Here is a 13,000-nt window from a genome sequence, read left to right as displayed (position 1 = left end):
CAGCGCACTGGAGAATCACCGATGACCCGAGTCCGAAAGAACACTCCCGGACGGATCCTGTTCGTGGGATCGGGACCGGGCGACCCCGCCCTGCTCACCGTTCGCGCACGTGACGTCCTCACCGGCGCCGCAATGGCATTCACCGATCCGGACGTCGACAAGGGCGTCGTCGCGCTCGTCGGCATCGACATGGGCCGCGACGAGGAGACCGGCGAGCTGATCGCGGACGTGCGTCCGGCACTCGGTGAACCTGCCGAGGTTGCAAAGACATTGGTTCACGAGGCCAAGAACGGCCACGACGTCGTGCGTCTGGTCTCCGGCGACCCGCTGACCACGGATTCCGTGATCGCGGAGGTCACCGCAGTCGCCCGCACGCAGGTTCAGTTCGAGGTTCTCCCGGGTCTGCCTTCCGGTTCGGCTGTGCCGAGTTACGCAGGCATGGCGCTCGGCTCGGGTCACACCGAGGCCGACGTTCGCGGTGAAGTCGACTGGGCTGCACTGGCCGCTGCACCGGGACCGCTTGTCCTGCATGCAACGTCAGGACATCTCGCCGAGACCGCCAGCGCGCTGGTCGAGAACGGCTTGGCTCCGCAGACGCCCGCTGCCATCACCGTCCGCGGCACCACTCGTCAGCAGCGAACCGTCGAGGCAACTCTCGCCACTCTCAACGAAGCCGGATCCGAACTGGTGGGCTCGCTCATCGTCACGGTCGGCAAGGTTGTCGCGCAGCGGAACAAGATGTCGTGGTGGGAATCGCGCGCACTGTACGGCTGGACCGTCCTCGTTCCGCGCACCAAGGATCAGGCCGGCGAGATGAGCGACCGTCTGGTCACTCACGGAGCCATCCCGATCGAGGTTCCGACCATCGCCGTCGAGCCGCCCCGCAGCCCGGCCCAGATGGAGCGTTCGGTCAAGGGTCTCGTCGACGGTCGCTACCAGTGGGTCGTCTTCACTTCCACCAATGCCGTTCGCGCAGTGTGGGAGAAGTTCGAGGAGTTCGGTCTCGACGCTCGCGCCTTCTCCGGTGTGAAGATCGCCTGCATCGGCGAAGCAACCGCTGCCAAGGTTCGCTCGTTCGGTATCAACCCCGAGCTGATCCCGACCGGTGAGCAGTCCAGCGAAGGCCTGTTGGCCGAATTCGCCCCGTACGACGACGTTTTCGATCCGGTCAACCGGGTTCTGTTGCCGCGCGCGGACATTGCAACCGAAACCCTCGCCGAGGGCCTACGTGAACGTGGTTGGGAGATCGACGACGTCACCGCCTACCGCACCGTCCGGGCAGCGCCGCCGCCGGCCGAGACCCGCGAGATGATCAAGACCGGTGGATTCGACGCCGTCTGCTTCACCTCGTCCTCGACCGTGCGCAACCTCGTCGGCATCGCCGGCAAGCCGCACGCCCGCACGTTGGTCGCGTGCATCGGCCCGAAGACGGCTGAAACCGCTATCGAGTTCGGTCTGCGCGTCGACGTGCAGCCCGAGACCTCGCAGGTGGGACCGCTGGTGGAGGCTCTCGCCGAGCACGCAGCTCGCTTGCGTGCCGAAGGCGCTTTGCCGCCCCCGCGCAAGAAGTCTCGAAGGCGCTAGCGCACCTGTGAGTGGTTGAGGAGTCTGTGGACTCCTCAACCACTCACAGGTCCCGACGAAGGAGGGCTACTTCTCGTGTTTCCCACTCATCGCCCTCGCCGGCTCCGGCGCACCCCTGCGCTCCGGCGACTCGTGGCTGAGACCTCGCTCGAACCCCGGCACCTCGTTTTGCCGATGTTCGTTGCAGACGGCATCGACGCGCCGCGTGAGATCAGTTCCATGCCAGGCGTTTTCCAGCACACCCTCGATTCGCTGCGGTCCGCCGCGGTGGAAGCGGTGGAAGCCGGAGTCGGTGGCCTGATGCTCTTCGGTGTACCGAAGGCGGAGGACAAGGACCCGCAGGGGTCCGGCGCCTCCGATCCCGACGGCATCCTCAACGTCGGATTGCGTGCTCTGGCAGACGAACTCGACGATTCGACGGTCATCATGGCCGATACCTGCCTCGACGAGTTCACCGATCACGGCCACTGCGGCGTGTTGACTGCAGGCGGCACCGTCGACAACGACGCAACCTTGATCCGATACGTCGAAATGGCTCTCGCGCAAGCTGAATCGGGTGCGCATCTGCTCGGTCCCAGTGGCATGATGGACGGTCAGGTGGCCGCGATCCGCGGCGCACTCGATGCATCCGGGTATGTGGAGGTCGGCCAGCTCGCCTATGCCGCGAAGTATGCGTCGGCGTTCTACGGGCCGTTCCGTGAAGCCGTCGGATCCTCACTGCAAGGCGACCGTCGTACTTATCAGCAGGACGGGGCCAATCGCCGCGAGTCGATGCGCGAGGTAGACCTCGACATCGCCGAGGGCGCCGACATGGTGATGGTCAAGCCGGCAATGTCCTACCTCGACATTCTGCGTGAGACCGCCGACCGGTCTCCGGTTCCGGTCGCTGCGTACCAGATCTCGGGGGAGTACTCGATGATCACCGCCGCCGCGCAGAACGGGTGGATCGATCGGGATGCGGCGATTCTCGAATCGCTCACCAGCATTCGCCGCGCCGGTGCCGACGTGGTCCTCACGTACTGGGCGTCGGAAGTTGCCGGATGGCTGTGACGGAGTCACACATGGTGGCTGTGACGGAGTCACACATGGTGGCTGCGCCGGCGTCGACCGATACGCTGGTGTCATGACCGAGCAGTGGCCGCCGTCGCGCCAGGAACCGCCCCGCCGGGAACCTCCCTACGACAACCAGCCGTTCGAGAATCAGCCGTACCGCGAACTCGGACCGATGCCGACGGGTCAGATCCCGGGATACGGCCCCGGTTACAACGGATACCCGGGGCCCCAGCCGAAGCTCGAGCCGCCGACGGACGTCGTGACTGCGATTCAGCTGTGGTGGGCCGTGACGGCTCTGGGGTTGGTCCAGGGCGGCGCGATGATCTGGATGCTGCTCGGGCAGAAGTCGATGTTCGTCGACGAGATGCTCAGAAACCAAGCAGCTGTCGACGCCGGCCTGACGCGTTCCGACGTGGAGGGCATGTTCCCACTGGTCATCGTGTTCTCTGCGGTTCTGGTCGTGATCGTCACCGCGGTGTTCCTCCTGTTCGTGCGCGCGATGAGTCGCGGCAAGAACTGGGCTCGAATGTTGCTGACGTTCTGTGGCGTCTTCATGCTGGTCTCCGCGATCCCGGTGATCTTCGGGCTCGGCGGCGACGGCGGTGCGGCCACTCTGCTGTTCGGCGGAGCGGAAATCCTGCAGGCAGTTGCGGCTGTCGGGGCGATCGTGATGATGCACCGAAAAGAGTCCAATCCGTACTTTCTTCGTTTCCCCCCGGCGGGGAACCGGTAGGTAGCTCGGGGTACTGTGAAACGGGTCACTGAAGTAGTAGGGGAGAGGTCGGACGCGATGAGTTCTCAGGAAGCCCTGCGTACGGAAAGCACCCACGACGCGCCACTGCGCCAACGTGGTTCACGCACCGAAGTGATCTTGTTCGCGATCCTCGGAGCCTCTGTTCTGGTGACACTCCTGATGCTCATGATTCCGGGCATCGTCAGCGGATAGCGCACACTTGAACCCGTGAGTATCTCTACGAAGGTCAGGCGCCCGACGGCCGTCGAGGCAGCATTCTGGCTGTGGATCGCCAGCGCGTTCCTGCTCATACTCTTCGGCCTGATCAATGTCACCAGCGCGTCGTATTCGCTGCGTGAGCAGTTCACCGATCAAGGCGTTTCGGCCGGAAACATCGACATCTACGTCACCTTCGTGCGGGTGTCCGGACTGGTTCTGCTGTTGATCGGCCTCGCGATCGGCGGCCTCGCCGGTCCCACTCGCGCCGGCAAACCTCTGTGCCGACGGATCCTGGTGATCGTGTCCGGGGTGTTCGCGGTGCTGCAAATCGCGCTGGTCGTCGCGGGGATCAGTACCGTGCTCGCGCTTGTCGTTCCCGTCATGCTGATCTGTGCCTGCGTCGCGATCTATCGCGACACCACCCGAAGTTGGTTCGCCCGTGGTTGACCGTGCTCCCGAAAGCGGCCCGGACGTTCTGTACTACGAACCGGGTTCTCGGTGGTGGGCCATCGCGTTCGGTCCGATCTTCTGCCTGATCGCCCTGGTCATCGAACTGTTCACCGGCCCGGTGGTGCACTGGTTCGGTCTGGCGATGTTCGCCGTGATCCTCACCGGATTGGTGTACGTGCAGGTGATTGCCGCGCGCCGGCATGCGAGCGTGCTTCTGACCGCGACCACGTTGCGTCAGGGAACCGAAGAGGTACCGATCACCGAGATCGCCGAGGTGTTCCCGGAGTCCGACGACGCCGCCTACGAGGACGAAATGGAGCCGTGGGAAACGGCTCGCGCGCTCGGTGAGTTGTCCGGAGTGCCCCGGCGACGGCACGGGATCGGCTTGCGTCTGACCACCGGGGGACTGGTGCGAGCGTGGGCGAAGGACGATCGGGCACTTCGCGAGGCGTTGAGCCAGGTTGTCACGGTTGGTGTAGAACCGGACGGGTCTGCCGATGAGTGAGCCGCAGTCGTCTCCATTCGTCGATGTGAAGACGTGGATCGGTGTCCTCGGGATCGTCGCCGCCACGATTCTGGCGGTCGTGTGCTGGCGAGCGGGTACCACGACGTCCGACTTCGGGCCGATACTGGAGGGCGCTCCGCCGTTCGAGAGCACACACTACGACGGGCTCTGGATCTCGGGTGCCGGGCTGTCGATTCTGGTGGCGGGGCTGATGGCCATCGATGTCGTGCGCCGCGTCCGGGTGGGCTTCGTCGCATCCCGGTAGCCCTCATACGGGTAGGGGGTATAGTTGCGGTATGAGTAGTTACAGCCCCGAGCAGGACGATCTGCTCAAGCGCCTTCGTCGTATCGAAGGTCAGGTAGCCGGAATCTCGCGCATGGTCGCAGACGACCGTTACTGCATCGACGTGCTCACCCAGGTGTCCGCCGCGACGAGCGCGTTGCAGTCCGTATCCCTGAAGCTTCTCGACGCCCACCTTGCTGGTTGCGTCGTCGAAGCTGCCAAGCAGGGTGGTCCGGAAGCGGACGTCAAGATCAAGGAAGCTCAGGCGGCCATCGCTCGTCTCGTTCGTTCGTAAGGTGCGGTCCGTCACTGCGTGATGGACCGCGCGAGCGCCCGGGCGGAGAAGTTCACGAAATGCTCGGGTGTGATCTCTTTGGCGACGTTGATGACGATGGTGTCCGACAGGCCTTTGAGCCCGGAGAGCACCACATGGACAAGCGCGGGGTCGTCGATCAACCGGTTTCCTTCGGCTGCAGCAGATTCCGTGAGCGCTCGAACCAACGCCGAGTTGAAGACCGCTACGGATGCGTGAAGTTCCCGCATGCTCTCTCGGTCGGAGCCGGCCATGCCTTCGATGTCGCGCCAGGTGGTGGTGAGTCGGCCCACCCGTGCCCAGTGCCGAGCAAACTCGGAGATCACGGACTCCAGTAATGCGCTCAGCCCCTGCTCGCGGGGGAGCGAGTTCACGAAATCGGCCATTTCCAGCTGACTCTCGCTGAGGAGGGCGGCGAAGATGTCCTGCTTGTCGACGAAGTACTGGTAGATCAGTCCGGTGCTGGTGCCGGCTCGTTTGGCGACCGCGCGGATGGTGAGCGCGGAGTAGCCGCCCTCGTCCAGAAGCGAAATCGCCGCGTCGAGCGTTCGGCGTCGACGCACTTCGGCGTCGCCGTAGATCGACTTGCTGCTGGTACTGCTCATTTGATCACCGTAGTCGCGGTGGTCGGCATCCTCAATTCACATCGAACACCGTTCGTTGTTGAACGCCACCCGGAACAAAACGTGATTCAGATCATAGAATGAACATTGTTCGAAATAGAATGAACATCGTTCATTCTGGTGTTACGGTATGGCGCAGACCACATCGAGACCAGTGCATCGCGCTGGACACTCTGCGGTCGGCCTGACCTTTCTTCCCGTATCGATCGGGAGGTCTACACAGTTGTGGAGTACCTATGACACGCACTAACGATGAACGCGCGGCGATCGACATCGCCACCGCGGCTGGAGAACTTCTGCTCGAACACCGCAAATCCCTCGGCGAAAACGACGGTGATGTCGCGACTTTCAAGAACGCGGCCGATCGACTCAGTCACGAATTCATCGTCGCCGAACTTGCCCGACGCTTCCCTGCGGATGCAGTGCTGTCGGAGGAAGGTGTTGACGACCTCGCGAGGCTGGCCGCGGATCGGGTGTGGATCGTCGATCCTCTCGACGGCACCCGTGAGTACGGCGAGGCCGGCCGATCGGACTGGGCCGTGCACGTTGCACTGACCGAAAACGGCGTTCTCACAACAGGTGCGGTCGCAATGCCTGCCCTTGGCGTCACCTATTGCAGCGGTGATGATCGAACCGGGCGGGATTCCGCGACGCCGGTTCGTGTCGTCGTATCGCGGACGCGACGTCCGAAACCGGTCATGCGCATGGCCGACTCGATGGGCGCGGAGTTGATCGAAATGGGATCCGCCGGAGCCAAGGCAATGGCGGTCATCTCGGGTGACGCAGACATCTATGCACATGCGGGCGGACAGTACGAGTGGGATTCGGCGGCGCCCGTTGCCGTCGCACGTGCTGCAGGACTGCATGTTTCACGTATCGACGGCAGTGAGCTGTGCTACAACCAGGAAAAGCCGTGGTTGCCGGATCTCCTCATCTGCTTGCCCGAACTCGCCCCGAAAGCACTGGAGGAACTGGGCCGATGACCGCGACACTGACGCACCTCGAACGACTCGAAGCCGAGAGTATTCACATCATGCGTGAAGCTGCCTCGCAGAGTGAGAACCCGGTGATGCTGTACTCGGTGGGCAAGGACTCCGCGGTGATGCTGCATCTGGCGCGCAAGGCCTTCTATCCGTCGAAGCTGCCGTTTCCGCTGTTGCACGTCGACACCACGTGGAAGTTTCGCGAAATGTACAAACTTCGTGACAGTACCGCTGCTGCAGGCGATCTCGATCTCATCGTCCACACCAATCCGGACTGCGTGAAGCAGGGGATCAACCCGTTCACTCACGGCAGCGCTGTCCATACCGACATGTGGAAAACAGAAGGTCTCAAACAAGCCCTCGATCACTACAAATTCGACGCGGCGTTCGGTGGTGCCCGGCGCGACGAAGAAAAATCCCGTGCCAAGGAACGGATCTTCTCGATCCGATCAGCTGCGCACCGCTGGGATCCCAAGCAGCAGCGACCAGAGTTGTGGCGGATGTACAACGTCCGCAAAGCGCCGGGCGAAAGCCTGCGTGTCTTCCCGCTCTCGAACTGGACCGAGCTGGATGTGTGGGAATACATACGCCAGGAAGAGATTCCGATCGTTCCGCTGTATTTTGCCGACAAGCGGCCCGTCGTCGAGCGGGACGGTGCGCTGATCATGGTCGACGACGACCGGATGCCGTTGCTGCCGGGCGAGACTCCGGAACTCAAGAGCGTTCGTTTCCGCACCCTCGGCTGTTACCCGCTGACCGGTGCCGTCGAATCGACCGCAACGAGTCTGACCGAGATCATCTCGGAAATGTTGCTCACCACCACTTCCGAACGCCAGGGACGGGTCATCGACCACGACTCGAGTGCGTCGATGGAAAAGAAGAAGCAAGAGGGGTACTTCTGATGACTGTTTCCTCTGAATTGATCGCTGACGACATCGAGGCGTACCTCGAACGTCATGCGAACAAGAGCATGCTGCGATTCATCACCTGCGGCAGCGTCGACGACGGCAAGAGCACCTTGATCGGCCGTCTGCTCTACGAATCGAAACTCGTCTTCGACGACCAGCTCACGGCGCTCGAAGCCGATTCGCGCAAGAGCGGAACGCAGGGGGAGGGGCTCGATTTCGCTCTCCTGGTCGACGGTCTCGCCGCCGAACGTGAGCAGGGCATCACGATCGACGTCGCCTACCGCTACTTCACGACCGAGCGACGCAAGTTCGTCGTCGCTGATACTCCGGGGCATGAGCAGTACACCCGGAACATGGTGACGGGCGCATCGACGGCCGATCTTGCTGTGATCCTTGTCGATTCCCGCAAGGGCATACTGACTCAGACCCGTCGGCACTCGTATCTCGTGTCCTTGCTCGGGATCAAGCACGTGGTGCTGGCCGTGAACAAGCTAGACCTCGTCGACTACTCGCAAGAGGTCTTCGATGCCATCACCGCGGATTACGCAGAGTTCGCTCACGAGATCGGTCTCGACGGGTTCGTCGCCATTCCGATGTCGGCATACATGGGTGACAATCTCACCGAGCGCAGCGCGAATACACCGTGGTACTCCGGACCCAGCCTGATCGAACATCTCGAAAGCGTGGACATCGACGATGCTGCCGCTGCGGCTCCGTTCCGGATGCCGGTGCAGTGGGTCAACCGACCGGACCTCGACTTCCGGGGATTCTCCGGCCAGATCGTCTCCGGCACCGTATCTCCCGGAGATCCCATCCGCGTACTCCCCAGTGGAAAGACGTCCACGGTCGAGCGCATCGTGACCATGGGTGGCGACCTCGACGTTGCGGGCGCGGGCCGCTCGGTCACCATCACGCTCGCCGACGAGATCGACATCAGCCGCGGTGATGTGCTGTCCATCGGCGACAACCCGCCGGCCGTCGCCGATCAGTTCGAGGCCTGCATCGTCTGGATGGGTGAGGCTCCCATGCTGCCTGAGCGGCCGTTCCTGTGCCAGATCGGTACCGTCACCGTCACTGCGCGCATCACGAAACCCAAACACAAGATCAACGTCAACACTCTCGAGAAGACTGCAACGACTACTCTCGCGCTCAACGAAATCGGAGTGTGCAACCTCAGTTTCGATCGGCCCGTCCCGTTCGACCCGTACGTCGGCAACCGTGACACCGGTAGCTTCATCCTCATCGACCGCCTGACCAACAGCACTGTCGGTGCGGGCATGATCACGCACTCGCTGCGTCGATCGGACAACATTCACTGGCAATCCGTCGACGTCGACGAGGCCGCGCACACCAGGCTCAAGGGTCACCAACCCGCAGTTCTGTGGTTCACGGGCCTCTCCGGTTCGGGAAAGTCGACCATCGCCAACGATGTCGAGCGTCAACTGCACGCACTCGGCGCGCACACCTACCTCCTCGACGGAGACAACGTCCGTCACGGGCTGAATCGAGACCTCGGATTCACCGAAGCCGACCGCGTCGAGAACATCCGCCGCGTCACGGAAGTCACCCGCCTGATGGCGGATGCCGGCCTGATCGTGCTCGCGTCCTTCATTTCACCGTTCGAGGCCGAGCGTCATGCCGCCCGTGAATTGATCGGCGACCAACAGTTCGTCGAAATCTTCGTCGACACCGCTCTTGCCGTCGCAGAGGAGCGAGATCCCAAGGGGCTGTACAAGAAAGCTCGACGTGGGGAATTGGTGAACTTCACCGGCATCGATTCGCCGTACGAACCACCTCAGCACCCCGATATCCACATCGACACCAGTGTCACGACGACCGAGGACGCTGCGATCGCGATCATCGACTATCTCCGCGCCCGCGGAACCATTTCTCGATCCGTCTGAACTCGAGGAGCATCCATGCCTGACAGGGCTGAAATAGTTTCTGCTGTAGAAGATTACGTCAATTGTCTCGCAAGTCACGACGTCGACGGCCTGGTTGCGCTGTTTGCGCCCGACGCAGTTCAACATGAGCCGCTGGGTGTCACGACTTACCGCGGGATCGACGAGATTCGCGCATTCGACACGGCGTGCGCCCAGGTCGACTTCACCGTCAGCCTGCTCGGGCCGATTTCGGTGACGGGAAAGTACGCAGCCATGCAGCTTCGGGTTCAGCGGGTCGGGATGCCCGACTTCGCCGCCACCGACCTGTTCGAGTTCGACGATGACTGCAAGATCGTTTCTCTCAGTGTTGTTCTCGATCCGCAGGCACAGTGCTGACCCATCCGGGCCTGTTGGCAGGCAAGGTTGTCGTCGTCTCGGGAGTGGGCCCGGCGCTGGGTCGTTCGATTGCGCTGCAGAGTGCGGCGTCCGGAGCGAAAGTTGTTCTGGCTGCCCGCACACCCGAGCGCTTGGAATCAGTGGCAAGGGAGATCCGAGACCGCGGCGGAATTGCGTTGGCCGTACCGACGAACCTCACCGACGTCGATTCGATCGCTTCGTTGGCGGAGACAACTGTCGCTGAGTTCGGTGCGGTGCATTGCCTGGTGAACAATGCGTTTGTTCAACCCGCGCAGGTGCCACTCCTGGACGCCGACGTGGCGTCCATCCAGTCGGGCATCGACATCAACTTGCTCGCGGCGTTGAACGTGACCAGGGAATTTGCTCCGGCATTGATCGAGTCGCACGGGTCCGTCGTGATGGTCACGTCCATGGTGCTGCGCAACCAACTTCCCGGTTTCGGGGCCTACCGCATCATGAAATCCGGGCTCCTGGCAATGGCACGCAGTTTGTCGATCGATCTCGGCCCCAAAGGCGTTCGAGTCAATTCGGTTGCTCCCGGCTATATCTGGGCGGACTCGGTGAAGAACATGTTCGAGAAGAAGGCAGCGGCAGCAGGAGTCGACCCCAAGGCCATTTACGACGAAATCGCGGCGGGCACCGATCTACGCCGGCTACCGGAGCCGGACGACATTGCCAATGCTGTCGTCTTCCTCCTGTCCGATTCGGCCAGGGCCATCGCGGGGCAATGTCTCGACGTCAACTGCGGTCACACCCACCACTGAACCCACCCCACAAGGAATTACAGATGACACAGGATTACGACGGCATCGGTTCCGTCGACGACTTGCACCAGGTCGCGCGTGAGGAGACCGGGTACGAAAACTTCGGCAGCGACAGCTATCTCGAAGGGCTTCGAGTTCTCCTCGAGTCGTTCCAGAACGAGGCCGACCTCACTCCGCACGGCAAGGTGATCGCTCGCAAGATGATCATCGGAGCGCTCGCGGGTCGCCTGACCAGTGAGGCCGGATTTGCGAAATATCCAGAGCACATGGACGTTCCGATCGAGCGCCCGATCTTCGTGGTTGGGTTGACCCGCACCGGCAGCACCGCGCTGCACCGCTTGCTCGGTGCCGACCCAGCGCATCAGGGCGCCGAGATGTGGCTCGCCGAGACGCCGCAGCCGCGCCCCGAGCGCGACAAGTGGTCGGAGAACGCAGACTACGTTCGCTCCGACACTTTCTATCGTGCGCGCCAGCGCAACGAGGCGGACCTGATGAAGGTGCATTTCATGGGGGCGGAGGAAGTCGAGGAATGTTGGCGTCTGCTGCAGCAGACGATGCTCTCGACCGCGTTCGAGACCGTGGCGTACGTACCGAGCTACACCCGGTGGCTGGCGAAGCAGGACTGGACCGAAACATATGCGCGGCACAAGAAGAACCTGCAGTTGATCGGGCTGCACGACCAGGACCGACGGTGGGTGCTCAAAAGCCCGAGTCATGTCTTCGCGATCGACGAGATCATGTCGGTTTATCCGGATGCGCTGTTCGTCCGGACCTTCCGGGACCCGTTGACGTCGATGGCGTCCACCTTCAGCCTTGCCGAGCAGGGCGGACACGACATGTCGAAAGCCTTCGACCGTCCGGCCATCGGGCGCACGCAACTGGACCTGTGGGCAAGAGGGAATGCGAACTTCAACAGTGCCCGTAGCCGCTACAACCCGGATCAGTTCATCGACGTCGACTACAAGGACTTCATCTCCGACGCGGTCGGCACAGTCGAGAAGATCTACGCACAATTCGATCTGCCCTTCACAGACGACGCCCGCGCCGCGGTGGAGGCGTCGCATCAGGCGAGCCTGGCCGAGCACCGTCGTCCGTCTCACCGCTATTCGCTCGAGGAGTTCGGCGTGAGCGCTGCCGACGTCGAAGCGAAGTTCGCCACCACACCCTGATCGACCCAGACCTAGCCCCACTACAACAAGGAGATTTACATGAACGCTGTTTGGGAAAAGTTTTGCGCAGATCTGCTCGAGGTCGGAAAGGTCCTGGAAGACGAGATCGTCCCTCAGGATCCGCTGACTCGAGCCGAGGGCGTTCGCTACCTGAGCCGGTTGCTTCGGTACGGCACGATCAACTGTGTCGAGTACACCGATCCACGGTGGCCGCAGTTCTCGTCCGCTCCGAACCCGAACATGATGACGAAGATCGGTGCCGACAACCCGGACAACGTCTACATGCGTGCCAACATCTCCGGTAAGTACAACTACCGGATCATCGGCACCCGAGGCACCGTCCCGCTGATCACCTTCGGCTCGCGCGTAAATCGGTACCACATCGACGGCACCATGCTGCAGACCGGCGATCTGCATATCCACGACCTCGAGGTCGACGAGAACGGCCGTTTCGAGTTCATCGCGAGCGTCGACAAGCCCGCCGAGGGTGCCTGGCTGCCTTTGGCGCCCGAAAGTAACCTCATCTCCGTTCGGCAAACCCACAAGGATCGGCGCAACGAGGTCGTCGGTGATCTGACCATCGAATGCCTGAACCCGGACGGGGAGTTCGTCCCGCTGACTCCGGAAGAGATCGGCGAGCGCCTCACCAAGTCCGTCGGGATCGTGAAAGGGATGGCGGAGACCTTCCTGGAGTGGTCGCGCAAATTCCAGCCCCGCGCCAACGAGATCTTCGACTGGGGACAGGACTACTTCCAGGACGCCGGCGGTGATCCGACGATCTTCTACTTCCACGGTTACTGGAAGCTCGCCGAGGACGAGGCGTGGGTCATCGAGACCGAGGTCCCGAACTGCGAGTACTTCAACTTCGTGCTGCAGAACTTCTGGGTCGAGTCTCTCGACTACAACCGCACGAACATCTACATCAACAATCACACCGCGAAGCTCAACGACGACGGCACCATGACGATCGTCGTGGCGGCGAAGGATCCCGGCTACGGCAACTGGATCGACACCGATTCGCACACCGAGGGGACATGGGCGCTGCGCTGGATCAAGGCGGACTCGCATCCGATCCCGACGTCGACGGTAGTCAAGATCTGATCAGCGGACGAG

16 protein-coding genes are annotated in these 13,000 nt (G+C 62.3%); 15 read left to right on the top strand and 1 reads right to left on the bottom strand.

Features of this window, described 5'->3' with window-relative positions; all coding sequences use genetic code 11:
- Nucleotides 1–21 precede the first annotated feature (21 nt).
- From I7X09_RS05645 to I7X09_RS05610, 8 genes are all read left to right on the top strand, one after another.
- Nucleotides 22–1,584: a uroporphyrinogen-III synthase gene (locus I7X09_RS05645; RefSeq protein WP_003941969.1), complete on the top strand. Its 1,563-nt coding sequence runs from the start codon at nucleotides 22–24 to the stop codon at nucleotides 1,582–1,584.
- A gap of 75 nt (nucleotides 1,585–1,659) precedes the next feature.
- Nucleotides 1,660–2,634 carry a porphobilinogen synthase gene (gene hemB, locus I7X09_RS05640; RefSeq protein ID WP_200315955.1) on the top strand — a complete coding sequence of 325 codons (975 nt, stop codon included), beginning with the start codon at nucleotides 1,660–1,662 and terminating at the stop codon, nucleotides 2,632–2,634.
- 73 nt (nucleotides 2,635–2,707) lie between these two features.
- Nucleotides 2,708–3,370, top strand: a complete 663-nt coding sequence (locus I7X09_RS05635) for a hypothetical protein (protein ID WP_095970375.1) — start codon at nucleotides 2,708–2,710, stop codon at nucleotides 3,368–3,370.
- Nucleotides 3,371–3,427: 57 nt separating this feature from the next.
- Nucleotides 3,428–3,583: a hypothetical protein gene (locus I7X09_RS05630; RefSeq protein ID WP_003941930.1), complete on the top strand. Its 156-nt coding sequence runs from the start codon at nucleotides 3,428–3,430 to the stop codon at nucleotides 3,581–3,583.
- A gap of 15 nt (nucleotides 3,584–3,598) precedes the next feature.
- Nucleotides 3,599–4,036, top strand: coding sequence for a hypothetical protein (locus tag I7X09_RS05625; protein WP_200315953.1), 438 nt, complete (start codon nucleotides 3,599–3,601; stop codon nucleotides 4,034–4,036).
- Nucleotides 4,029–4,544: a hypothetical protein gene (locus tag I7X09_RS05620; protein ID WP_124568190.1), complete on the top strand. Its 516-nt coding sequence runs from the start codon at nucleotides 4,029–4,031 to the stop codon at nucleotides 4,542–4,544. The genes I7X09_RS05625 and I7X09_RS05620 overlap by 8 nt, the downstream gene beginning before the upstream one ends.
- Entirely contained in the window at nucleotides 4,537–4,809 is a 273-nt protein-coding gene (locus tag I7X09_RS05615; protein ID WP_124568191.1) for a hypothetical protein, read from the top strand. Before I7X09_RS05620 ends, I7X09_RS05615 begins: the two co-directional genes overlap by 8 nt.
- A 31-nt stretch (nucleotides 4,810–4,840) precedes the next feature.
- A complete protein-coding gene (locus I7X09_RS05610; RefSeq protein ID WP_003942012.1) occupies nucleotides 4,841–5,122 on the top strand; it encodes a metal-sensitive transcriptional regulator in 282 nt (93 codons plus the stop codon).
- Between the two features lie 11 nt (nucleotides 5,123–5,133).
- Here I7X09_RS05610 and I7X09_RS05605 read toward each other — a convergent pair whose 3' ends face one another.
- Nucleotides 5,134–5,745 carry a TetR/AcrR family transcriptional regulator gene (locus I7X09_RS05605; protein ID WP_200315951.1) on the bottom strand — a complete coding sequence of 204 codons (612 nt, stop codon included), beginning with the start codon at nucleotides 5,743–5,745 and terminating at the stop codon, nucleotides 5,134–5,136.
- Between the two features lie 254 nt (nucleotides 5,746–5,999).
- Here I7X09_RS05605 and I7X09_RS05600 point away from each other — a divergent pair, with 254 nt between their 5' ends.
- Genes I7X09_RS05600 through I7X09_RS05570 form a run of 7 tightly spaced genes read left to right on the top strand, consistent with a single transcriptional unit; the run spans nucleotide 6,000 to nucleotide 12,988 of the window.
- Nucleotides 6,000–6,746, top strand: coding sequence for a 3'(2'),5'-bisphosphate nucleotidase CysQ (locus I7X09_RS05600; RefSeq protein WP_200315950.1), 747 nt, complete (start codon nucleotides 6,000–6,002; stop codon nucleotides 6,744–6,746).
- On the top strand, nucleotides 6,743–7,648 hold the full coding sequence (gene cysD / locus I7X09_RS05595) for a sulfate adenylyltransferase subunit CysD (RefSeq protein ID WP_200315948.1): 906 nt from the start codon (nucleotides 6,743–6,745) through the stop codon (nucleotides 7,646–7,648). Before I7X09_RS05600 ends, cysD begins: the two co-directional genes overlap by 4 nt.
- A complete protein-coding gene (gene cysN / locus I7X09_RS05590; protein ID WP_166811155.1) occupies nucleotides 7,648–9,558 on the top strand; it encodes a sulfate adenylyltransferase subunit CysN in 1,911 nt (636 codons plus the stop codon). The genes cysD and cysN overlap by 1 nt, the downstream gene beginning before the upstream one ends.
- Nucleotides 9,559–9,573: 15 nt before the next feature.
- On the top strand, nucleotides 9,574–9,933 hold the full coding sequence (locus I7X09_RS05585) for a nuclear transport factor 2 family protein (protein ID WP_166811157.1): 360 nt from the start codon (nucleotides 9,574–9,576) through the stop codon (nucleotides 9,931–9,933).
- Nucleotides 9,927–10,718 (top strand): SDR family oxidoreductase, encoded by a 792-nt coding sequence (locus I7X09_RS05580; protein WP_200315946.1) that lies wholly within the window; start codon nucleotides 9,927–9,929, stop codon nucleotides 10,716–10,718. The genes I7X09_RS05585 and I7X09_RS05580 overlap by 7 nt, the downstream gene beginning before the upstream one ends.
- 23 nt (nucleotides 10,719–10,741) lie before the next feature.
- Entirely contained in the window at nucleotides 10,742–11,887 is a 1,146-nt protein-coding gene (locus tag I7X09_RS05575; RefSeq protein WP_124568198.1) for a sulfotransferase family protein, read from the top strand.
- A gap of 39 nt (nucleotides 11,888–11,926) precedes the next feature.
- Nucleotides 11,927–12,988, top strand: coding sequence for a DUF1214 domain-containing protein (locus I7X09_RS05570; RefSeq protein ID WP_166811163.1), 1,062 nt, complete (start codon nucleotides 11,927–11,929; stop codon nucleotides 12,986–12,988).
- Nucleotides 12,989–13,000 lie beyond the last annotated feature (12 nt).

Origin of the sequence: Rhodococcus sp. P-2, from assembly GCF_016598535.1 — a bacterium.
Taxonomy (GTDB): Bacteria; Actinomycetota; Actinomycetes; order Mycobacteriales; family Mycobacteriaceae; genus Rhodococcus_F; species Rhodococcus_F baikonurensis.
Note: the sequence above shows the minus strand (reverse complement) of the source record. Positions and strands in the feature narration are given on the sequence as shown.